We start from the raw sequence: 19,105 nt of genomic DNA on the forward strand, positions 1-19,105 counted from the left end.
TACGACTTTATAAAGTCTATTCAAGTGCTGCTACACCGCCGACAATTTCCGTAATTTCCTGAGTGATGGCTGCTTGACGTTCACGGTTGTATGAAAGTGTCAATTGGCCGATCAGTTCATTCGCGTTGTCAGTCGCATTTCTCATCGCAGTCATACGAGAAGCATGCTCGGCTGCTTTAGCATCGAGTAAAGCACCATAAATCAAGCTTTCTGCATATTGAGGCAGAAGCACTTCAAGGATCTCGTCCTCTGATGGTTCATACTCATAAGAAGAACTTGATTTTGTTGTAGCGATATCTGTTAACGGTAAAAGTTTCTTCTCCGTTAAATCGCTCTGAATGGCACTTACATAATGGTTGTAATACATGTAAAGCTCATCAAATGTTCCGTCCGCATAAAGACCAACTGCTTTTGATGCGATTGCCTTAATTTCAGCAAAAGATGGCTGATCAGCCACACCTGTGATGCTATCCATTACAGACATTTTACGGCTTTTGAAGAAGTTTACTCCGACTTTACCAATTACGATCAAGGCGTACTCGTCTGGTGACTTGTGGCGCTCAAGAATCGTACGGTAAACATGACGCAAAATATTGGAGTTATAAGCTCCAGCCAATCCACGGTCAGCTGTAACGATGAAGTAACCCGTCTTTTTCACTGGTCGTGTTAAAAGCATGGAATGTTTCGCGTTGCTGCTTCCAGATGCAATGCTTCCCACCACTTCTTGGATCTTGTCCACGTAAGGGCCGAAAGAACGTGCATTTTGCTCAGCACGGTTTAGCTTTGCAGCTGAAACCATCTCCATCGCTTTTGTGATCTGCTTTGTTTTTTTCGTAGAATCTATTCTTGCTTTTATATCTCTTAATGCCATTCATTTCACCACCTTTGTAAAGGAAGTTCAAAGAGTGCGGGAAACATTGCTGTCGAATTTCTTCGTTGGTTTTGTTTCTCCGGTTCTCATTTAGCTAACTAAACTCCGATCCTCGAAACTTCACCGCCTCGAACTTCTCTGCCCTGTTTGTCCTCTCTTTGAACACCTTCTTTATTTCCAAGCTGGTTGTATGGTTCTTTGAAGTTAGAACCTTACTTAAGTTCATTTATTAAAAAATTACGCGAATGTCTTTTTGAATGCTTTGATTGCTTCGTCTAAGCTATCGCCTTCTGGAAGTTTACCAGTTGTCTTGATTTGATCAAGAACATCTTTAGAGTTTGCTTCCATGTGAGCGTATAATGCTTCTTCAAAGCGGTTTACATCTTCTACAGCTACATCATCGATGTAACCACGAGTCAATGCAAAAAGGATGGCAACTTGGTGCTCAACTTTTAGTGGCTTATGAAGTCCTTGTTTAAGTACTTCAACCGTACGTGCACCACGGTTAAGTTTTGCTTGAGTTGCTTTATCAAGGTCAGAACCAAACTGAGCAAATGCTTCAAGCTCACGGTATGAAGCAAGATCCAGACGAAGTGTACCGGATACTTTACTCATCGCTTTAATCTGAGCTGCTCCCCCTACACGAGAAACAGAGATACCTGCGTTGATCGCCGGACGAACACCGGAGAAGAACAAGTCAGATTGTAAGAAGATCTGTCCGTCTGTGATAGAGATAACGTTTGTCGGGATGTATGCAGATACATCAGATGCTTGCGTTTCAATAAACGGAAGCGCCGTGATGGAACCGCCACCTAATTCATCATTTAACTTCGCAGCACGCTCGAGTAGGCGTGAGTGAAGGTAGAAAACGTCCCCTGGATATGCTTCGCGGCCTGGAGGACGACGAAGTAGCAAGGAAAGCTCACGGTATGCAGCAGCTTGCTTAGAAAGATCATCATAAATGATCAATACGTGCTTGCCAGCCCACATGAACTCTTCAGCCATAGATACCCCAGCATAAGGAGCAAGGAATAACATTGGTGCAGGTTGAGAAGCAGATGCTGATACAACGATTGTGTAATCAAGCGCTCCGTGTTGACGAAGTGTTTCTACAACGCCTGCAACTGTTGATTCTTTTTGTCCGATCGCTACATAGATACAGATCATATCTTGATCTTTTTGGTTAAGGATCGTATCGATCGCTACAGCAGTTTTACCTGTTTGACGGTCACCGATGATAAGCTCACGTTGTCCGCGTCCGATTGGCACAAGTGCATCAATCGCTTTAATACCTGTTTGAAGCGGCTCGTGTACTGACTTACGAGCCATTACGCCTGGCGCTTTTTGCTCGATCGGGCGAGTCTTTGTAGTAGCAATTGGACCTTTGCCATCGATAGGCTGTCCAAGTGGGTTAACTACACGACCTAGAAGCTCTTCACCTACAGGAACTTCCATGATACGTCCTGTACGTTTTACTTCGTCACCTTCACGAATTTCTTGGTAAGGCCCAAGAATGATGATACCTACGTTGTTTTCTTCAAGGTTTTGGGCCATACCCATTACACCGTTAGAAAATTCAACTAGTTCACCAGCCATTACGTTATCTAATCCATGGGCACGGGCAATACCGTCACCGACCTGGATAACTGTACCCACATCATTAACTTCGATCTCAGATTGATAGTTTTCAATCTGTTTTTTTATTAAAGCACTGATTTCTTCAGCTTTAATGCTCATGAATTTCACCCCTATCCTTCTAGCTTCCGTTCGAAGCTAATTGACGTTCCATTCGATTCAACTTCCCGCTGATACTGCCGTCAAATATACGGTTACCAATACGGATTTTGATTCCTCCAACAAGTGAAGAATCTACAATATTATTAATGCGCAACGCTTTTTTGCCGACACGGGCAGCAAACGTTTGCTCCAACTTCTGTACTTCTTCGTCTGATAAAGGACGAACAGAATATACATTTGCATCGGCAATGCCTTGTGCTTCATTTGCTAATTCAATGAACTGCGCTGCCATTTCTTTGATGTATGTGTAACGGTTGCGATCTACCATTAAGTAAACCGTGTTCATTACAGACTGAGAAAGTTCAGCCCCAACACTCTCTTTGATCAATTCTTTCTTTTGATCCTTTGAAACTTTTGGGTGTGACAAAACTTTTTGAAGTTCTTTATTGTCCTCCAGAACGCTTTTCACAAGACGTAGTTCTGAAACCGTTTCTTCAAGTTTCGTAACACCAACTACTTCAAATAATGCTAATGCATAACGTTTTGCTACGATTGCTTGATCTTTGCTCATCGAGACTCGCCTACCTCTTGAAGGTATTCGTTAATGAGCTTCTCCTGACTGCTTTCGTCAAGTTCTTTTGCAATAACTTTAGAAGCGATCTTAACGGATAGAGCAGCAACTTCTTGACGAAGTGTAGCAACTGCTTTTTCTTTTTCAGACTCGATCTCAGCCAATGCAGCTTCTTTTACGCGCTCAGCTTCGTCACGGGATGCTTTGATGATTGCTTCACCTTGAGCTTCGCCTTGCTTTTTCGCATTGTCGATGATCGCTTTTGCTTCTTCTCTTGCCTTTTTCAACTCTTCAACTTGAGTCTCAAGATACGTTTTCGCTTCTTGACGGGATTGTTCAGCCGCGTCAATTTCGCTGTTGATATGTGATTGACGCTCTTTCATGATTCCCATCAATGGGCCCCATGCATATTTGCGCAACAAAACTAATAGGATGATAAATGATACTAACTGGAATGCGATATCTCCAGTGTTAATTCCACCTGCAGCAGCACCTAAAATTAAGGATTGCACAGCATTTCCTCCCTTCAATACATCATACATAAGGAATGGCGAAGGGTAGTCCCTTTACGGAAACTTGCTTCGCCATTATAAAAATCGTAATAAACAATGCTTGCTTCGCTTATTATTGACCAAGTGCGATGAAAGCGATAACTACACCGATGATTGGAAGTGCTTCAACTAACGCAACCCCGATGAACATTGTTGTTTGAAGAGTACCACGTAGTTCTGGTTGACGAGCAATCCCCTCAACTGTACGTCCTACGATTAAACCGTTACCAATACCAGCACCAAGTGCCGCTAGACCTACCGCGATTGCAGCTGCAATAAGATTCATGATAAAATTTCTCCCTTCTGATTCCCTTAAAATTTTTATGAAAATTGGCTTCTATGTAAGAAGCTGGATTTTTCCCGATAATTAATGATCGTGACTTACTTTATGTGCTAAGTAAACCATTGTCAGCATTGTGAAGATAAACGCCTGGATCGCACCGACAAAGATCGAGAACCCTTGCCATACCATCATCGGCAACAATGCGAAAACTCCTTGGAAAATACCGCTTGTACCAAGTCCTGCTAATAAAGCGAGGAGCATCTCACCAGCGAAAATGTTTCCGTAAAGACGAAGACCAAGTGTGAGCGTGTTTGCAAACTCTTCAATAATCTTCAACGGGAACAAGAACTTCATTGGCTTAAAGAATTCAGCTCCATATTCTTTGAATCCCTTCATTCTCACACCGTAATAGTGTGAAAGCGCCACTACCATAACCGCTAGTGTCAAAGTAATGGTTGGGTCTGCAGTAGGTGATTTCCACCATAAATTATGGTCGACTACTACTGCAAAAGGTAATCCTAGCATGTTGGCAACGAAAATATACATAATTAGCGTTAGTCCTAAAGCAAGAAAACGTCCGCCAGTATGCCAGTCCATCGTGCTTCCAATGATTCCTTTTACGAAATCGACTACCCATTCAAGGAAGTTTTGCATTCCCCCTGGTCGCATTGACATGGATCGAGTAGCGAGTACCGCAATAAGGAAAACAATAACGGATGAAACTGTGATCATTAGTACGTTCGACAGATTAAACGTCAAACCGATAAAATCTTTAGTAACTGCACCATGTTCCACCTATGTTCACCTCTTTTCCTTTGGAGTACGTGTAGCTAAAGTTAGTGAATCTATTAACATGATAATGTAGACTGACATCAATCCCACTACCACACTTAATAAATGAAAGTGTTCCGGGTATTTCAGTGCGATGAGCACCGCTACCCCTGCGAAAAGGAGCCTGGAAAGCGAACCGAGTGTTTTCACTCTTTTCTGCTGAATGACTGCTTGTCCCATTCGATCAATCTTGGAATACATGCTCCAAAGATTGTAGAGACTGAACGCTGTACCTAGAGCCAGTCCTAAAAAGATTGTTTTGTAGGGAGTAGCAGCATATCCGATGAAAAAGAATGAGAGCAGATATAATGTGTACTTTATGTATTTGAAAAACACTTGTTTGTACTCATTCATCATTGCCCGTCCCCTGAAAACTTTGATATTAAGCGGATCATCCCGTAAACACCTGCTCCAAGACCAAGAAACAACCCGATGATGAGGAAGATTGGAAATGCATTGCCCATATATTCGTCGAGCCATTTCCCTCCAAAAAGTCCTATTAGAATACAACCAACAAGCTGAGAAAGAATGCCAGACATTAAAGCCATTGCTTTATAAGGGCGTTTCCCATTGCTCATAAGGGTGGACTCCTTCCTTTTCGGAAACAGGCGGTTTTTTCTTAAAAAGCCTTGAAAAGACTAGAATGAAAACCTTACCATATTCCCTTTGTAAGAATACAATAGTGACATTTCTATGTCAACGACTTCCGAGGCGGTTTGTTAAATAAATTGTGGAAATTTTGTGGCTTGTTTTAATAGTGTATATTTCACCTTGTTTACTATTTTCATCCTGCTTTTTCCATACCCTGCATAAATCATCCAATTTGATAAATACTTACATTAAATATATGGAAGGAGCTTGATCAAAATGAAACAAAAAGCATTTATTCTGCTCGCTGTTTTAGCCGTTGTTGCAGCAGGGTGTATGAACAGAGAACAAAAACCGGCTGAACAGTCCCAAAACATTAGCTATAATGATTTTCAAAAAGGAAATACACCTATGAACATGGATACAGCTATCGAACAAAAAGACTATGCCAAGTGGGGGAAAATGGCTCTAAAAGAAACACGCCAGAAATATCCGAATAGCAAAATCAGCGATTATGACTACGATACACGTAAGGTGAGCCCGGATGGCACGATCACCGATTACTTCGATTTCACAATTACTCAGGATACGAACAAGCGATTAGTAAAAGTCGGTGTGATGCATACAGAAGATGATAAGCTCATTGATATGAAGTTTGAGGAAATAAGTTAAATAGGGATGATGTTGGCAGTCCGGTAATTTCCGGGCTGCCTTTTTGGTTGGCGTACGCCATTGGATGGGCGTCAACGCTCTAGACTTGCAGTTTTTTAGTATCGCTCGTAAATCTCACACATCGCTCGTAAATTTCTTGTATCGCTCGTAATCCTCTCGCATCGCTCGTAAACCTCTTGCATCGCTCGTAAACCTCTCGCATCGCTCGTAAACCTCTCGCATCGCTCGTAAACCTCAAACATCGCTCGTAAACATACCGTTCAACCCTTATTCCCACAACAAAAGGGCACAATCCACAAAAAAACTGACTCATCCTAAGGTTTGCCAACCCTCGGTCAAGTCAGTTTGTATAATTCTTTTATTTTGTACCAAATAAACGGTCACCAGCATCGCCCAAGCCTGGAACGATATATCCATGGTCGTTAAGTTTTTCATCAAGTGCAGCAAGGAAAATATCAACGTCTGGATGTTCCTCTTGTATCACTTGAACGCCTTCTGGAGCTGCTACTAAACACATAAGCTTAATGTTTTTCGCGCCGCGGTTTTTAATGGACGTGATCGCTGCAGATGCAGATCCGCCTGTTGCGAGCATAGGATCAATCACGATAAAGTCGCGTTCTTCTACATCAGATGGCAGCTTCACATAATATTCAATCGGTGTTAACGTTTCAGGATCACGGTATAGACCAACATGTCCTACTTTTGCCGCTGGAATAAGTTTTAGAATACCATCTACCATTCCAAGACCTGCGCGAAGGATAGGTACCAGCCCTAATTTCTTACCAGCGATTGTTTTCATTGTTGCTTCTGCAACTGGCGTTTTAACGATTACTTCCTGAAGCGGAAGGTCACGCGTAATTTCAAATGCCATAAGTCCCGCTACTTCATCTACAAGCTCGCGAAATTCTTTTGTACCCGTACGTTCATCTCGGATGTATGTTAATTTATGCTGAATTAACGGATGATCAAGGACGTATACTTTGCTCATGTTAAAGCACCTCTCCTTTATGTAACTTTTATTGTCGTTTCGAAAAAGCATCTCTAGCATTGTACAGAAAAACATCATCCACTTCAAGGGAAAGTAAACATTGTTCGGATTGAAGCAGCACTCCAAATTTTACATATCCTAATCCCTCTACTACTATTCCCTCTTTTGAGACGAGAAACCATAAAAAAGAAGGTGGAGAATTCTCCACCTTCGACTTTTATATTGTCCATGAGGCGAAATCGAACAAAGCTAGCTTCTTATCTGAATGGATACGTATCCCTATTATTCTGCCTCAATCGCTACATTATGCTGTGCCACATCTTGGTTTGTCCACGTGATCGTCGTACCTGGTGCGACTACAACTTCTTTTTCGCTATATTCATAATCAGCTATATCAAGTGCAATAGATCCCGATTTTTCTGCATCAGCCTGAACGGTTACTTTCATTTTCATGACTGGGTGAGGATCACAATGAATCATGTACACTCCTTCGTCCGGGAAAGTATATGTCACTTTTTCACCTTTTTTCAATAACGGTGAAGCCATGTTACCTGTAACCTCTTCTCCCTTTTCAGCCATCGGTGGTTGCTGCTCATCCATCTCTTCTTTCTTTTCTTCCTCTTTTGAGGCATTATCTTCAGTCGATTGTTCTGGTGCTTTTTTCTCTTCCATACTTTGCATTTCATTTGCAGGTTTTTCTGTTTCATTGGAACTGCAACCTGTTATGAGAGAAGCGACCGCCACTAGAGCAATTAATGCTTGCCATGGCCCAATCTTGAATAGGCTCATCTTTTTTCCCCCTTACCTTGCGTCTATTAAGACTTTTTCAATTCTGTAAACACAACGAGCCGTTCTTCATGTGTTCCTTCATCTCGATTAAAATCTCCCGTGCACGTGATCAAGTTCAGCTTGCTCGTATACGAATAATCGAAAATTTTATTGACAGGTGCGTTTTTTCTGTCGTAAGATTCTTTCCCTGTTACTTCAAATGTTAAGGATTTCCCGTCTTTGTCTTTTACGATGATCTCATCGCCTTGTTCTAGTTCATCGAGTTTATAAAAAATAGCTGGGCCTGTTTTGCTGTCAACATGCCCCGCCATTACGGCATTGCCTGGTGATCCTGGCTGTGAGCCATCTCCAAACCATCCAACCGTATCAAATGATTTAGGAACGCCCATCTGTCCGTTCTCTAATGTACCTACTTTTTCAATGGTTGTTTTAACATCTAACGCCGGAATTTCGATGGAATAAGGTACGATTCCATCCCTATCTTCTTTCAGCTTCAAGCCTTTTGGAGGAGTAAGCTCGGTTGAAGAAGAAGCGATCTGTTCCTTCTGTTCTTGTTTTTCAGCCGGTTCACTAACATTTGGCTTTTTCGTGCTTTCCTGACCATTTTCTTGTGTATGGGAACAACCGCCTATTAAAATAGCGATCATTAGCATTCCTAGTAAATAGCGCATTGTGATACGTCCTTTCCATCTGTCTTTAGATAGAAAAGATGGAGGACTATAATCGTCCTCCAGTCTTTTACTCTTATTCATTGTTGGTTGCTTTTTTACGAACGATCATCGCTGCTGTTACTGAAGCTAAGATCAATCCGAACAAGCTCCAAAGAATGGCATCGTTATTCGTTTGACTCATTCCACCCATACCTGTTTTAGGCATCTCAGATGGTTTTTCACCAGCAAATTTCTCAGGGAACTGATCAACGATCGCACCAGACATAGCTTGACCTACTCCAAACATGTGACCATATGCTTCAGAAATGCTCTTGTACGCTGTAGGATAATCTTTTCCTGTGTAGCTGTTAAACGCCATCAATAATTGGTCAACGTGAACTTTCAAGCCTTCTTCTAGTTCAGCTGCTTTTAAACGGCCTTCTGTTGCAGCATCAAGGAATGCCGCTTGTTGTACACGGTATTCATCTAACTCAGCCACCGCTTGCTTCTTACCTTCTTCGTTCTTTTCTGCTGTTGCTGTTACATAATCTACGAAGTAACCAATGTGGCTGCTCCAGATTTCTTTAAACTTAGCCGCTCCTTCAGCACCATAAACAGATTCTACTGCTGCTGTGATATCATCTGTATTTTCGCCAAGCTCTTTAGCTGCTGCTTCAAAATCTTTAGCGCCATCAATTCCTTTTTGCATCGTTAAAGCCGCTAATGCCGCATGTGCAGAGAATACGCTGTTCAGATCAGAACGTAAATCTGCTGCAGGTGTATCTACTGATTTGTTTTCGAATTTTTCAGGGAACTGATCGGTGATCGCCCATGATAATCCTTTGCTTGTACCAAACATATGGTGCATGGATTCTGAAATGCTGTCATATGCCTTGTCGTAGTCACCTGTTCTGTAGCTTTCAAAAGCCCAGATCAATTGGTCAACGTGAACTTTTAAGCCTTCTTCAAGATCTTTTGCTTTTAATCTGCCTTCTGTTGCTTTATCAAGCAAATCTGCTTGTTTCACACGGTATCCATCTAGTTCAGCAAGTGCTTGTTTTCTTCCTTCTTCATTGTTCTCAGCTGTTGCTGTTACATAATCTACGAAATAACCGATATGGCTGCTCCAGATTTCTTTAAACTGAGCTCCCGCTTCTTCTCCATAAACAGAGGCAACGGCTGCAGATAATTTTTCTGTGTTTTGATTCAACTGTCCTGCAGCTGCTTCAAAATCTTCTTTTCCGTCAATTCCTTTTTGCATCGCTACAACCGCTAAAAATGCATGTTCCGAAAGAATAGCATCAAGTGAAGCACGAAGATCGATAGCCGGATTGGACACTTCAGCAGACATGTGAGCGTTTCCGTGACTGCCATGATCATCTGCACTTACAACGCTAAACGTTGGAATTAATAAAGAAAAACTTAATGGTACAGCAAGAAATGCTTGTTTCATTTTCATAAGTGAATCTCTCCCTTTTGTTTTGGTTTTCGTTATTTACATCAAGCTAACGGAGAGAGTTTTTATTTGGATCACTTTTTTTAAAAAAAGTTTTTGTTTTTTATGAAAAACATAAATAGCACGGCTCACGTTTGTTGCGATATCCATTAATTACAAGTGATTCAACCCTATGTATTGGGCGATTCGTCACGAATCCTTATAAACATGAAATTATTAAGTCGTTTAAAGATATTGATAAAGAGAGGATGTAAAAAGTGAATAGGAAAAATACATCTAAAGAGTACTTTAATGAAATTCACTTTTTAAGAGCATTTGCCTGTATAGGCGTACTATTAGTCCATGTTTCAGCCACTTATTATACGCAGGCAGGAGAAGTATTTAACTGGTTTACGTATTTTTTTAATCAAATTGGCCGGTTTGGAACTCCTACATTTGCTGTCATAAGCGGATTTCTGCTTTTTAACCAAGTGAATAAAAAAGGATTTGTGCTTAAGCAGTTTGTCACATCTCGGACAACGAAAATCATTATGCCTTTTGTTATATGGAGTATATTTTATCAATTTATTACAATCTATATATTAGGAGGAACGCTGCCAACTGATCCAAAAGTTCTTCTATATAATTTCACGATGGGAGAATCTTTTTACCACTTATACTTTATGGCAATCGTTGTACAATTTTATTTATTGTTTCCGTTGCTTCAACTTATTAAATCGGGGTTAGGCTGGTGGATTGGTTTATTCGTGTCTGCAGCTCTAAGTCTTTATTTCTCAAATTTGCAGGATATAACCTTTGCATCGGGAATCTTTGAACAAGTCCTGTTAGATAAAGTTTTTGTGTTACATTGGATTTTTTATTTTATTTTCGGAGGTTTCCTCGCTTACTACTGGAATCCGATCTCACAGTGGACAAAAAGACATTCGATTCTTCTTGCGATAAGTGTTCTTTTCATTTATATCGGGGCTTATATGGAATATAAAACAATAGGATCTGTCTCTTCTAGAAGAGAAACGAACCTATTTAATATACCAGCGTTAAGTTTTGCCACAATCGGCTTATATTATTATTTAACGAAGGTTCAGTGGATTAAGACGTCACTTCAGTCTATCGGAAAATTATCAATGGGTATTTATTTAATTCATCCATTCACGCTTATCTTATTTACAAAAACACTTCCCGCAGAAGTTTGGCAGACGAAAATGATGCCCATTATGTTTTTTGCTGTACTATTTGCAACTATATTTTTTGTGAAAATCATACAGCAGCTTCCAAAGCATCAGTATATTATCCCTGTTCCTACAAAGAAAAAGTCAGCTCCTCATTCTTCCGTACAAAGAAAACCAGTTTCTGCTTAGAAACTGGTTTTTCAGTACATACATATTCTATTCGTACAACTTATATTTCCCTGCTAGCTTTTCAACGCGCGCTTCTGCATCTTTCAACGTTGTTTCGTCTTCAATGTTCTTCAATACAGACGCCATGATTGCAGCGATCTCATCCATGTCTTCCTCAACAAATCCGCGTGAAGTAACGGCTGCTGTGCCGATTCGGATGCCGCTCGTGACAAACGGGCTTTCTTTTTCAAACGGAATCGTGTTTTTGTTTACGGTGATTCCGAGATCATCCAATACTTTTTCAGCCACTTTCCCTGTTAGTGCAAGCTCGCTCACATTAATCAGGATCAAGTGGTTGTCTGTGCCGTCAGAAACGAGTGTCAGCCCTTCTTTTTTCAATGATTCTGCCAAACGCTTTGCATTCTTTACGATTTGCTCGGCATACGTTTTGAACTCATCCGTTAAAACTTCACCAAACGCTACTGCTTTGGCTGCGATTACGTGCATCAACGGACCACCTTGAATACCTGGAAAGATGGATTTATCTATTTTTTTCGCATATTCTTCTTTACATAAAATCATTCCGCCGCGCGGACCGCGAAGGGTTTTGTGTGTAGTGGTCGTGACAAAATCCGCATAGGGTACTGGATTTTGGTGAAGGCCAGCCGCAACTAAACCTGCGATGTGGGCCATATCCACCATAAGGTAAGCTTCCACTTCGTCCGCGATCTCACGGAACTTTGCGAAATCGATGGCACGCGGATACGCACTAGCACCTGCTACGATTAGCTTTGGACGATGTTCAAGCGCTTTTTGACGAACATCTTCATAGTCGATTACGTTCTTTTCTTTATCCACACCGTATTCAACAAAGTTATATTGAACACCGGAAAAGTTAACAGCACTTCCGTGGGTTAAGTGGCCGCCATGTGTAAGGTTCATCCCCAGTACTGTGTCACCTGGTTCAAGAATCGTGAAATAGACAGCCATGTTCGCTTGTGCACCAGAATGCGGCTGAACGTTAGCATGATCGGCTCCGAAAATTTTCTTTGCCCGGTCTCTAGCTAGATTTTCAACAACATCCACATGTTCACAGCCGCCATAATAGCGTCTTGATGGATAGCCTTCAGCATATTTATTGGTTAAAACCGAGCCTTGTGCTTCCATAACGGCTTGGCTTACAAAGTTTTCAGAAGCAATCAATTCTATTTTGGTACGCTGGCGGTTCAATTCATCCATGATGGATTGGTAGACTTCCTGATCAGCTGCTTTCAAATGATTCATTTGCGCTTCCCCCTTACCTTATGTAAAAAACTATTTTGATTGTAACATACCCTTCTATCTTACACATTTATGCGTTGACTTGTAAGTGGTAATGATGAATCTTTCACAAAGATGCGAAAATTCATTTTATTTGATAGGGATGAACATGGTATGATGATACATAATAGAGATAGAAGATGTAAAAGGGGTGTCACACAACATGATAAAAAAATGGTTTGGAGCAAGTCTTCTTGTGTTTGTACTAGCCTTGGCTGGCTGCAGTGAGGAAAAAGCAAAGCCCGAAGAAAAGCCAAAGGCAGAAGAAGCTGAAAAGGGAAGCAACTCAAACAACATAGCTGAAGAACAAGCGAGAGTCATAAAAAACATGGAGAAAAATGCTGTTGAGTTAGATCCAAAGGCTTTGGAAGAAGACCCGAAGGCTTATGAACAAAAAATCATTAAAGCAACAGGTACCGTCGATTCTGATGTGGAAAAAGGAATGGGCGGAAGTTTTGAACTTAAAGTAGGAGAAACAAACTTTAAAGTGATGAACTTTACGTTGAATACCGATGTAAATACAGGCGATCAAATTACGGTTTACGGAAATGTGAAGAACGGTAAAGACACAAAATCAGGTCTGTCTTTGATCAATGCCACTTATATTGACTAGAAAAAGAGCGGGGTTATTCTTAACAGGTTCTCTTTTGGAGTACAAAAAGTCGAAAAGTATAGTGAATCACATATGAATTAGCATATTAAAAAGCACTGTAAATCGCAGTGCTTTTAACGTGTTTTCTGTTCTTTATGCTTTAGGTCCGTTAATACGCTTTTTGTAGAAACGCCACTTTGGGAGATGTTGTTCTTGTTTTTCACCCAATAGTGATAAGTCACTTCTGGTTCATTTTCAAATACAACACCGATATAATACGGATTTAAATGTTTAAAACCTTCTTCACGATGTGGAACCGTAGATATAGTCCATCTTTCTTTCGGATAATGCTCTACTAAGTAAGGTGTTAATAGGTTCACTTTCTTTTTAATCTGTGTGTCTATCCACAGAGGGCGAACTATAAAAAGTACGCAAAATGATAACAACGTAATTGCTACAAGGCTCAATCCAGCTTTGCGGTATTTGCCTTTTAAAAAGAATGAAGTGATTATAATTATTGTGATGAAACCGCCAACAGTCATTATCTCTATAATTTCAGTCGGATGCATTATTTCTCCCCCCTTACATCATATTCAAGAGCACCTCAATGTAATCCTTTTTGCGACGATAAGCAAAAATTAGCAAACGAATTATCAGCGAATTCGCAAAACGCAACGTGACAGAAATTGTTGTCATCTTGCTAAAACGTATGCGAATTGTGGTGCTAATTCGAGTAAAAAAACTCAATAAACGTTGATATAACAATAAAAACAAGCCAACTAATTCATATGCTAATTAGCTGGCTATTTGCATTGCTTTTTTCTGTTTTGTACTCCAAAAGAGAACCCGTTAGGTTATTCTCCGCTCTCTTTTTTATGTCTCTTTTGAAACCCATGAATGGTTCCGTATTGTGATTGCAAAGCTTTAGATAACTCCATATAAATTAGAAATAGATCTTCGTAAATCTCCTTATTGTCAGACTGAGGCTGAACACGCTCATAATCTTTTGTACTAAGCGCCGCTTCTTGTAAATTCTCTATGTCACCGACTGCAAACCTTCCGAGGAGAACCGCACCAAGACAAGAACTTTCCGTATGCTCCGGGATACTTACTTCTTTTTGAAAAACGTCAGCTAAAATTTGTTTCCAAAGAGCAGATTGGGTAAAGCCGCCAGTTGCATAAACCTTAACTTCTTCCCTATTTTCGGCAACCTGATTGGTAACAAGTCTGTACACCTGAAAAAGGTTGAGTATAACGCCTTCCAAAACTGCGCGAACCATATGATTTTTCGTATGACGCAATGTTAAACCGATAAAAGAACCTTTTGCTTCTGCATCCCATAATGGTGCACGTTCACCCGTTAGATGAGGCAAAAACACCAACCCTTCACAGCCTGCTGGAGCTGTTTCGGCTGCGAAAGACACTTCCTCGTAAGCTGCTTGCTCTTCTTTTTCATGAAAAAGATCATGAACCCATTGAAAGGCAATTCCGCCATTATTGACTGGACCTCCCGATACCCAAAGATTTTCGGTAAGTGGGTAACAAAAAGTCCTGCCTTCTGCATCTACCACTCGCTCAGAAGATGTTGTTCGGATCGCACCGCTCGTTCCAATCGTTATTGCTACATCTCCGGGAGACACCGCTCCCACACCGAGGTTAGATAGCGGCCCATCTGTTGCACCAATCGCCACCTTCACATTACGGTCCAATCCGCATTCTTTTGCAACACGTTCTGACAGCCCCTCCCAATAAAAAGTGGTCGGCTTAAGTTGGGGCAGCTGGCGAGGAGTAACATCCGCCAATCGCAACGCTTCTTCATCCCATATAAAATGGTGCATGTTCCATAATCCTGTTGCTGCAGCTGAAGCATAATCAGTTGCCCACTCTCCAAACCAGCGGAACAGTATATAATCTTTTATCCCGACAAACTTCTCGGCACGTTGAAAAATTTCAGGGGACGTGTTTTTAATCCACATTAATTTGAACAAAGGTGTCATCGGATGGATTGGCACGCCCGTCCGTTTATATAGGTCTAAGGCATCTCGTGACGATTTTACTTTGAAAGCAAATGGTTCACTTCTCGTATCTGCCCACGTGATGCTGTTTGTTATAGGGTTTCCTTCTTTATCTACCGCGATCAAGGAATGCATCGCGGTACTAAACGAGAGCAATCCTATACGTTCGGCTTTTACGCCGCTTTTTTCTATCGTTTTTTTTAGAGAAGTAAGAACGGCCGCATAGATCTCGTCCGGATTTTGTTCTGCAGCACCCGGTTCTAGTGCGAGTAAAGGATACCCTTCTGCATGTTGAGCGACAGCAGATCCTCTCTCATCAAAAAGAACGACCTTCGTACTCGTCGTCCCGATATCAATACCGATCGCGTACTTTTTCAAATTAAAAAGTCTCCTTTCTACCTTCACAAAGCTAAGCAGCAAGTATATGGCTACCACTATGTCCTGATTTTATTATCATAAATATTCCCTATGTTCCATCGATTCTGTAAACTTATGCTAATCTTATCGTATATCTAAGGAAAATGGAAAAGGAGAGAAAGAAGATGAATTCATTTGTAATACGTCCTGCTAACCTTAAAGATCTACCATCTTTACGGAATCTGATGCATTCGTATATCGTCGATTTTTATAAAGGAAAGACACCACAGGGATCAAAGTTGGAGAATCATATCGTTCATCTATTAAAATCAGAAGAAGCAGGAACTCAATTTGTGGCAGAAGCAGAGGATGGCCCGCTTGCCGGGTTCGCCACACTCTACTTCTCGTTCAGCACAACACGACTTCAAAAGATTGCGATCTTGAATGATCTTTTTATCGATGAACAGTATCGGGGATCCGGATTGGGCGAAAACATGTTCAAACACGTACTGAATTACACAAAAAAGGAAGGGTTTGCCTACATGTCATGGCAAACGGCCCAAGATAACGAGCCCGCACAGGCACTTTACGAAAAAATGGGCGGAAAAAATATCAATTCAGAGTGGATTCACTACGAGATCGAACACAATTAGGAAGCTTGGCTTGTGCCAAGCAACAGAATAGCTGTCTTGATGGGGTCAGAGCAGGCGAAAAACAGGCTTGTTAACCGTAATTCCAGAAAAAACAGCAGTGAATCCAAAAGTTTTGGCCATGAATCCAAAAATTTATGGGGTGAATCCAGAAGTTTTGGCTGTTTATCCACGAGTCTACATATATCGACACATTTCGACACGACATCCCGGATCCCCATCCTCCATCAAAAAAAGCCCTCACCAAGAGGGCTTTCCGAATTAAAAACAGCGAATATCTTCTTTGCTCGGATAGACGGCTCGTTCGCCGCCGATCAGCTTCGGACGCGTTTTCGCCAGTGTTACGTGTGCCTCGCCGACTTTTTTGACTTCGCTGCGAACAGGCACTGCAACGTGCTTTAAGTGCATGCCAATAAAGGTGTCACCGATGTCGATGCCTGCGTCGGCTTTTATATATTCAACGATTACGGGTTCGTTCATATGATGAAAGGCATGGGTCGCCAATGCTCCCCCGGCCGACCGAGCCGGAACAACGCGAACTTCATCATAGCCTCTTTTGTCTGCTTCATGGCGCTCCATGACGAGCGCGCGATTGAGATGTTCGCAGCATTGAATTGCCAACGCCACTCCCGTCTCCTCTTGGAATGCCACGATACCGCGGTATAGCGCATTTGCAGTATCCATCGTGCCTGATGTGCCAATTCGTTCACCAATTACTTCGCTTGTACTTGCACCTACAACTAATAATTGAGAAGATTTTAATTGTGCATGTTTTTGTAAATCTTGCAAAACATTCAGGACTTGGTCTTGAATTTGTTGGAGCTCATCGCTCATTTATGGTCTTCCTTTCGTTTGGGTCTTGTTATTGGCCTTCGTATTGAGAGATCTTATCCACTCGGCGACCGTGACGTCCGCCTTCGTATTCTGTCGTTAGCCAAACTTTTGCAATTTCCAATGCGAGACCTGGACCAATGACGCGCTCACCCATGGCTAGTACGTTACTGTCATTATGCTGTCTTGTCGCTTTTGCACTGAACAGATCATGAACGAGGGCACAGCGGATTCCTTTTACTTTGTTCGCTGCAATACTCATTCCGATTCCGGTTCCGCAGATTAGTATTCCGCGATCTGCCTCATGGTTTGCTACTTTTTCAGCTACAGGAATGGCATAGTCGGGATAATCTACAGATGTATCACATTCACAGCCAACATCTTCTACTTCAAACCCTAATTCTTCTATCATCGTGATGATTTCTTTTCGTAATTCAACTCCGGCGTGATCTGAACCTATCGCTACCTTCATGTTGGTCTGCACCTGCTCTCTCATTCTTTTTTCCATTATATTCTTTCTGGATTGGTGGTTTCAATGTCACTTCACGCTTATTTAGGACAACCTCATACTATTTAGGTGTCACTCTTTCATGTTATCGTCTTTTTTCACTAGTTTTTCAATAAGCGCTTCAATTTCGTCCCGTGTTTCTTTATACAAATCTAGCGGCCCGCCGAACGGATCTGAAATATCTAATGACGGCACTGTGTTCTCGAGCATGATACGTCTTTCAACGAGCGGTCTGACTGCTTTTTCAAATTCCATCTTCAACCTTTCACTGTTTTCATTCTTTGCCATATATTCTAGCTTTAACATTTCAATTTCTGTGTAAAGCTGATAGATTTCTTCTATTTTGCTTTTATCTTCTTCATCAAGCACATATTCTTTTAACGTATACGTTTTATTTACCGCATCAGGCCATTTTCCAACAAGCGCATGTTTATGATTCTCCGTCATCGTTAGAATGAGATCCGCCCAGCTGATCAAATACTCGGAAACTCCTTGAGATTGATGATTTTCTTTAATTTTTCTCTCTGAGAGCGCATGAGATGCATTCGAACTCATAACAGCGCCGTTTCCAGCGAATACGCCTGCAGACTTCACGTGAAACTTCCCTTTGCCTTTCTCCCGTAATAGAGCTTCAGCCATCGGACTTCGACAAGTATTTCCTGTACATATAAATAACACGTTCATGGTGAGTCACCTCATTTTCTAGCTTTCCCTATTTTTTTATATGGTAACGTTATTATTTAGTATATCACCGGTTTTCAGAATAAAAAATGAAGACATTCTTTCTAAAAAGGCAAAAGAATCTTCACACCAAATGCGAGCAGAATGCAGCCTCCTAACGCTTCACTATAAGAACCTAGCCATTTCTGCACTTTTTTCCCCATCACTAAACCACACCACGTTAAGAGCATACTCATTATACCGAACATAAAAATCGTCATCCACGTCTTCGCTCCATAGATTCCTAAACTAAGACCGACAGAAAAGCTATCGAGACTGGCACTTAAAGCAAAAACTAAAAGACCAAAACCAACGGGGCGGACAAATGGCTCATCCTCCTTTGAAAAGGAGGAACGAATCATCGTTAAACCTAAGATTACGAGTAACACACCACCCACGATGGCTGCAATACTTCCAAAATGATTCGAGATTTGTTTGCCGATCGTCATTCCGCCTAAAGGCATCAACATGTGGAAGAGACCTATTGTAATCCCGATTTTTATGATCTGTTTTAATCGAAGAGATAGCATTCCCATACCTAGGCCGATTGAAAAGGCGTCCATGCCTAGTGCGATAGACATAAACCATAGCGTCATCCATTCCCCCATCGTTGCCAAAATAGTTTCCACTCCTTTACCCATCACTACTTTCAGCCTATGCATGTCTACTTTTAAAAAGACTATAAAAAATATACAAGCTGTTTAACCTTTAAAAAATGAATTCTTTAGCCTGTCATAGGAAGGGATAACCCGTTTAGTAGCGTATATATGAAGATAGAAGTCTATAGG

Annotated in this window: 23 protein-coding genes; 4 read left to right on the top strand and 19 right to left on the bottom strand. The window is 41.3% G+C overall.

The features are described from left to right. Positions 1-16: 16 nt before the first annotated feature. From atpG to KUV80_RS11795, 8 genes are all read right to left on the bottom strand, one after another. Positions 17-871, bottom strand: coding sequence for an ATP synthase F1 subunit gamma (gene atpG, locus KUV80_RS11760; RefSeq protein ID WP_222462891.1), 855 nt, complete (start codon positions 869-871; stop codon positions 17-19). Between the two features lie 237 nt (positions 872-1,108). Next, positions 1,109-2,608 carry a F0F1 ATP synthase subunit alpha gene (gene atpA / locus KUV80_RS11765; protein ID WP_222462892.1) on the bottom strand — a complete coding sequence of 500 codons (1,500 nt, stop codon included), beginning with the start codon at positions 2,606-2,608 and terminating at the stop codon, positions 1,109-1,111. A 19-nt stretch (positions 2,609-2,627) separates the two neighbouring features. Then, a complete protein-coding gene (locus KUV80_RS11770) occupies positions 2,628-3,179 on the bottom strand; it encodes a F0F1 ATP synthase subunit delta (protein ID WP_222462893.1) in 552 nt (183 codons plus the stop codon). Beyond that, the gene (gene atpF / locus KUV80_RS11775; RefSeq protein WP_338083492.1) at positions 3,176-3,691 is read right to left on the bottom strand and encodes a F0F1 ATP synthase subunit B; all 516 of its coding nucleotides are present in this window, start codon (positions 3,689-3,691) and stop codon (positions 3,176-3,178) included. The genes KUV80_RS11770 and atpF overlap by 4 nt, the downstream gene beginning before the upstream one ends. Positions 3,692-3,803: 112 nt before the next feature. Continuing rightward, positions 3,804-4,016 (bottom strand): F0F1 ATP synthase subunit C, encoded by a 213-nt coding sequence (atpE, locus tag KUV80_RS11780; RefSeq protein ID WP_222462895.1) that lies wholly within the window; start codon positions 4,014-4,016, stop codon positions 3,804-3,806. An 81-nt stretch (positions 4,017-4,097) separates the two neighbouring features. Beyond that, on the bottom strand, positions 4,098-4,808 hold the full coding sequence (atpB, locus tag KUV80_RS11785; RefSeq protein WP_222462896.1) for a F0F1 ATP synthase subunit A: 711 nt from the start codon (positions 4,806-4,808) through the stop codon (positions 4,098-4,100). A 6-nt stretch (positions 4,809-4,814) separates the two neighbouring features. Further along, positions 4,815-5,198, bottom strand: coding sequence for an ATP synthase subunit I (locus KUV80_RS11790; RefSeq protein ID WP_246625167.1), 384 nt, complete (start codon positions 5,196-5,198; stop codon positions 4,815-4,817). Next, positions 5,198-5,422, bottom strand: coding sequence for an AtpZ/AtpI family protein (locus KUV80_RS11795; protein WP_222462898.1), 225 nt, complete (start codon positions 5,420-5,422; stop codon positions 5,198-5,200). The genes KUV80_RS11790 and KUV80_RS11795 overlap by 1 nt, the downstream gene beginning before the upstream one ends. A 289-nt stretch (positions 5,423-5,711) precedes the next feature. Here KUV80_RS11795 and KUV80_RS11800 point away from each other — a divergent pair, with 289 nt between their 5' ends. Further along, positions 5,712-6,104, top strand: coding sequence for a DUF3889 domain-containing protein (locus KUV80_RS11800; RefSeq protein ID WP_222462899.1), 393 nt, complete (start codon positions 5,712-5,714; stop codon positions 6,102-6,104). 358 nt (positions 6,105-6,462) lie between these two features. On the opposite strand, the gene upp is transcribed toward KUV80_RS11800, so the two are convergent. The 4 genes from upp to KUV80_RS11820 all read right to left on the bottom strand — a co-directional run bounded on the left by upp (position 6,463) and on the right by KUV80_RS11820 (position 9,990). Beyond that, positions 6,463-7,092 carry a uracil phosphoribosyltransferase gene (upp, locus tag KUV80_RS11805; RefSeq protein ID WP_222462900.1) on the bottom strand — a complete coding sequence of 210 codons (630 nt, stop codon included), beginning with the start codon at positions 7,090-7,092 and terminating at the stop codon, positions 6,463-6,465. Positions 7,093-7,374: 282 nt separating this feature from the next. Next, complete coding sequence (locus KUV80_RS11810) at positions 7,375-7,881, bottom strand: plastocyanin/azurin family copper-binding protein (RefSeq protein WP_222462901.1); 507 nt, start codon at positions 7,879-7,881, stop codon at positions 7,375-7,377. Between the two features lie 26 nt (positions 7,882-7,907). Then, complete coding sequence (locus KUV80_RS11815; protein ID WP_222462902.1) at positions 7,908-8,552, bottom strand: class F sortase; 645 nt, start codon at positions 8,550-8,552, stop codon at positions 7,908-7,910. Between the two features lie 73 nt (positions 8,553-8,625). Further along, positions 8,626-9,990, bottom strand: coding sequence for a copper amine oxidase (locus tag KUV80_RS11820; protein ID WP_222462903.1), 1,365 nt, complete (start codon positions 9,988-9,990; stop codon positions 8,626-8,628). Positions 9,991-10,244: 254 nt separating this feature from the next. On the opposite strand from KUV80_RS11820, the gene KUV80_RS11825 reads away from it, so the two are divergent. Further along, positions 10,245-11,345 carry an acyltransferase gene (locus tag KUV80_RS11825; RefSeq protein WP_222462904.1) on the top strand — a complete coding sequence of 367 codons (1,101 nt, stop codon included), beginning with the start codon at positions 10,245-10,247 and terminating at the stop codon, positions 11,343-11,345. A gap of 27 nt (positions 11,346-11,372) precedes the next feature. On the opposite strand, the gene glyA is transcribed toward KUV80_RS11825, so the two are convergent. After that, positions 11,373-12,608, bottom strand: a complete 1,236-nt coding sequence (glyA, locus tag KUV80_RS11830) for a serine hydroxymethyltransferase (protein ID WP_222462905.1) — start codon at positions 12,606-12,608, stop codon at positions 11,373-11,375. A 199-nt stretch (positions 12,609-12,807) separates the two neighbouring features. On the opposite strand from glyA, the gene KUV80_RS11835 reads away from it, so the two are divergent. Next, positions 12,808-13,257, top strand: a complete 450-nt coding sequence (locus tag KUV80_RS11835; protein ID WP_222462906.1) for a hypothetical protein — start codon at positions 12,808-12,810, stop codon at positions 13,255-13,257. Between the two features lie 113 nt (positions 13,258-13,370). On the opposite strand, the gene KUV80_RS11840 is transcribed toward KUV80_RS11835, so the two are convergent. Then, the gene (locus KUV80_RS11840) at positions 13,371-13,805 is read right to left on the bottom strand and encodes a hypothetical protein (protein WP_222462907.1); all 435 of its coding nucleotides are present in this window, start codon (positions 13,803-13,805) and stop codon (positions 13,371-13,373) included. Positions 13,806-14,090: 285 nt separating this feature from the next. Continuing rightward, positions 14,091-15,629: a gluconokinase gene (locus tag KUV80_RS11845; RefSeq protein ID WP_222462908.1), complete on the bottom strand. Its 1,539-nt coding sequence runs from the start codon at positions 15,627-15,629 to the stop codon at positions 14,091-14,093. Positions 15,630-15,793: 164 nt separating this feature from the next. On the opposite strand from KUV80_RS11845, the gene KUV80_RS11850 reads away from it, so the two are divergent. Continuing rightward, on the top strand, positions 15,794-16,261 hold the full coding sequence (locus KUV80_RS11850) for a GNAT family N-acetyltransferase (RefSeq protein ID WP_222462909.1): 468 nt from the start codon (positions 15,794-15,796) through the stop codon (positions 16,259-16,261). A 258-nt stretch (positions 16,262-16,519) separates the two neighbouring features. Here KUV80_RS11850 and KUV80_RS11855 read toward each other — a convergent pair whose 3' ends face one another. From KUV80_RS11855 to KUV80_RS11870, 4 genes are all read right to left on the bottom strand, one after another. Beyond that, positions 16,520-17,092, bottom strand: a complete 573-nt coding sequence (locus KUV80_RS11855; RefSeq protein WP_222462910.1) for a TIGR01440 family protein — start codon at positions 17,090-17,092, stop codon at positions 16,520-16,522. Positions 17,093-17,120: 28 nt separating this feature from the next. Next, positions 17,121-17,561 carry a ribose 5-phosphate isomerase B gene (gene rpiB / locus KUV80_RS11860; RefSeq protein WP_222462911.1) on the bottom strand — a complete coding sequence of 147 codons (441 nt, stop codon included), beginning with the start codon at positions 17,559-17,561 and terminating at the stop codon, positions 17,121-17,123. A 108-nt stretch (positions 17,562-17,669) separates the two neighbouring features. After that, complete coding sequence (locus KUV80_RS11865) at positions 17,670-18,281, bottom strand: low molecular weight protein arginine phosphatase (protein ID WP_222462912.1); 612 nt, start codon at positions 18,279-18,281, stop codon at positions 17,670-17,672. Positions 18,282-18,382: 101 nt separating this feature from the next. Continuing rightward, a complete protein-coding gene (locus tag KUV80_RS11870) occupies positions 18,383-18,925 on the bottom strand; it encodes a manganese efflux pump MntP family protein (protein ID WP_222463158.1) in 543 nt (180 codons plus the stop codon). Positions 18,926-19,105 lie beyond the last annotated feature (180 nt).

It is taken from the genome of Fictibacillus nanhaiensis (assembly GCF_019801215.1).
GTDB lineage: Bacteria > Bacillota > Bacilli > Bacillales > Fictibacillaceae > Fictibacillus > Fictibacillus nanhaiensis_C.

Excerpts from the sequence above, each read along its gene's own strand:
- atpG (WP_222462891.1), bottom strand. The coding sequence starts at position 871 with ATGGCATTAAGAGATATAAAAGCAAGAATAGATTCTACGAAAAAAACA.
- atpA (WP_222462892.1), bottom strand. The coding sequence starts at position 2,608 with ATGAGCATTAAAGCTGAAGAAATCAGTGCTTTAATAAAAAAACAGATT.
- KUV80_RS11770 (WP_222462893.1), bottom strand. The coding sequence starts at position 3,179 with ATGAGCAAAGATCAAGCAATCGTAGCAAAACGTTATGCATTAGCATTA.
- atpE (WP_222462895.1), bottom strand. The coding sequence starts at position 4,016 with ATGAATCTTATTGCAGCTGCAATCGCGGTAGGTCTAGCGGCACTTGGT.
- KUV80_RS11790 (WP_246625167.1), bottom strand. The coding sequence starts at position 5,198 with ATGAATGAGTACAAACAAGTGTTTTTCAAATACATAAAGTACACATTA.
- KUV80_RS11795 (WP_222462898.1), bottom strand. The coding sequence starts at position 5,422 with ATGAGCAATGGGAAACGCCCTTATAAAGCAATGGCTTTAATGTCTGGC.
- KUV80_RS11800 (WP_222462899.1), top strand. The coding sequence starts at position 5,712 with ATGAAACAAAAAGCATTTATTCTGCTCGCTGTTTTAGCCGTTGTTGCA.
- upp (WP_222462900.1), bottom strand. The coding sequence starts at position 7,092 with ATGAGCAAAGTATACGTCCTTGATCATCCGTTAATTCAGCATAAATTA.
- KUV80_RS11810 (WP_222462901.1), bottom strand. The coding sequence starts at position 7,881 with ATGAGCCTATTCAAGATTGGGCCATGGCAAGCATTAATTGCTCTAGTG.
- KUV80_RS11815 (WP_222462902.1), bottom strand. The coding sequence starts at position 8,552 with ATGCGCTATTTACTAGGAATGCTAATGATCGCTATTTTAATAGGCGGT.
- KUV80_RS11820 (WP_222462903.1), bottom strand. The coding sequence starts at position 9,990 with ATGAAAATGAAACAAGCATTTCTTGCTGTACCATTAAGTTTTTCTTTA.
- glyA (WP_222462905.1), bottom strand. The coding sequence starts at position 12,608 with ATGAATCATTTGAAAGCAGCTGATCAGGAAGTCTACCAATCCATCATG.
- KUV80_RS11835 (WP_222462906.1), top strand. The coding sequence starts at position 12,808 with ATGATAAAAAAATGGTTTGGAGCAAGTCTTCTTGTGTTTGTACTAGCC.
- KUV80_RS11840 (WP_222462907.1), bottom strand. The coding sequence starts at position 13,805 with ATGCATCCGACTGAAATTATAGAGATAATGACTGTTGGCGGTTTCATC.
- KUV80_RS11850 (WP_222462909.1), top strand. The coding sequence starts at position 15,794 with ATGAATTCATTTGTAATACGTCCTGCTAACCTTAAAGATCTACCATCT.
- KUV80_RS11855 (WP_222462910.1), bottom strand. The coding sequence starts at position 17,092 with ATGAGCGATGAGCTCCAACAAATTCAAGACCAAGTCCTGAATGTTTTG.
- rpiB (WP_222462911.1), bottom strand. The coding sequence starts at position 17,561 with ATGAAGGTAGCGATAGGTTCAGATCACGCCGGAGTTGAATTACGAAAA.
- KUV80_RS11865 (WP_222462912.1), bottom strand. The coding sequence starts at position 18,281 with ATGAACGTGTTATTTATATGTACAGGAAATACTTGTCGAAGTCCGATG.
- KUV80_RS11870 (WP_222463158.1), bottom strand. The coding sequence starts at position 18,925 with ATGGGGGAATGGATGACGCTATGGTTTATGTCTATCGCACTAGGCATG.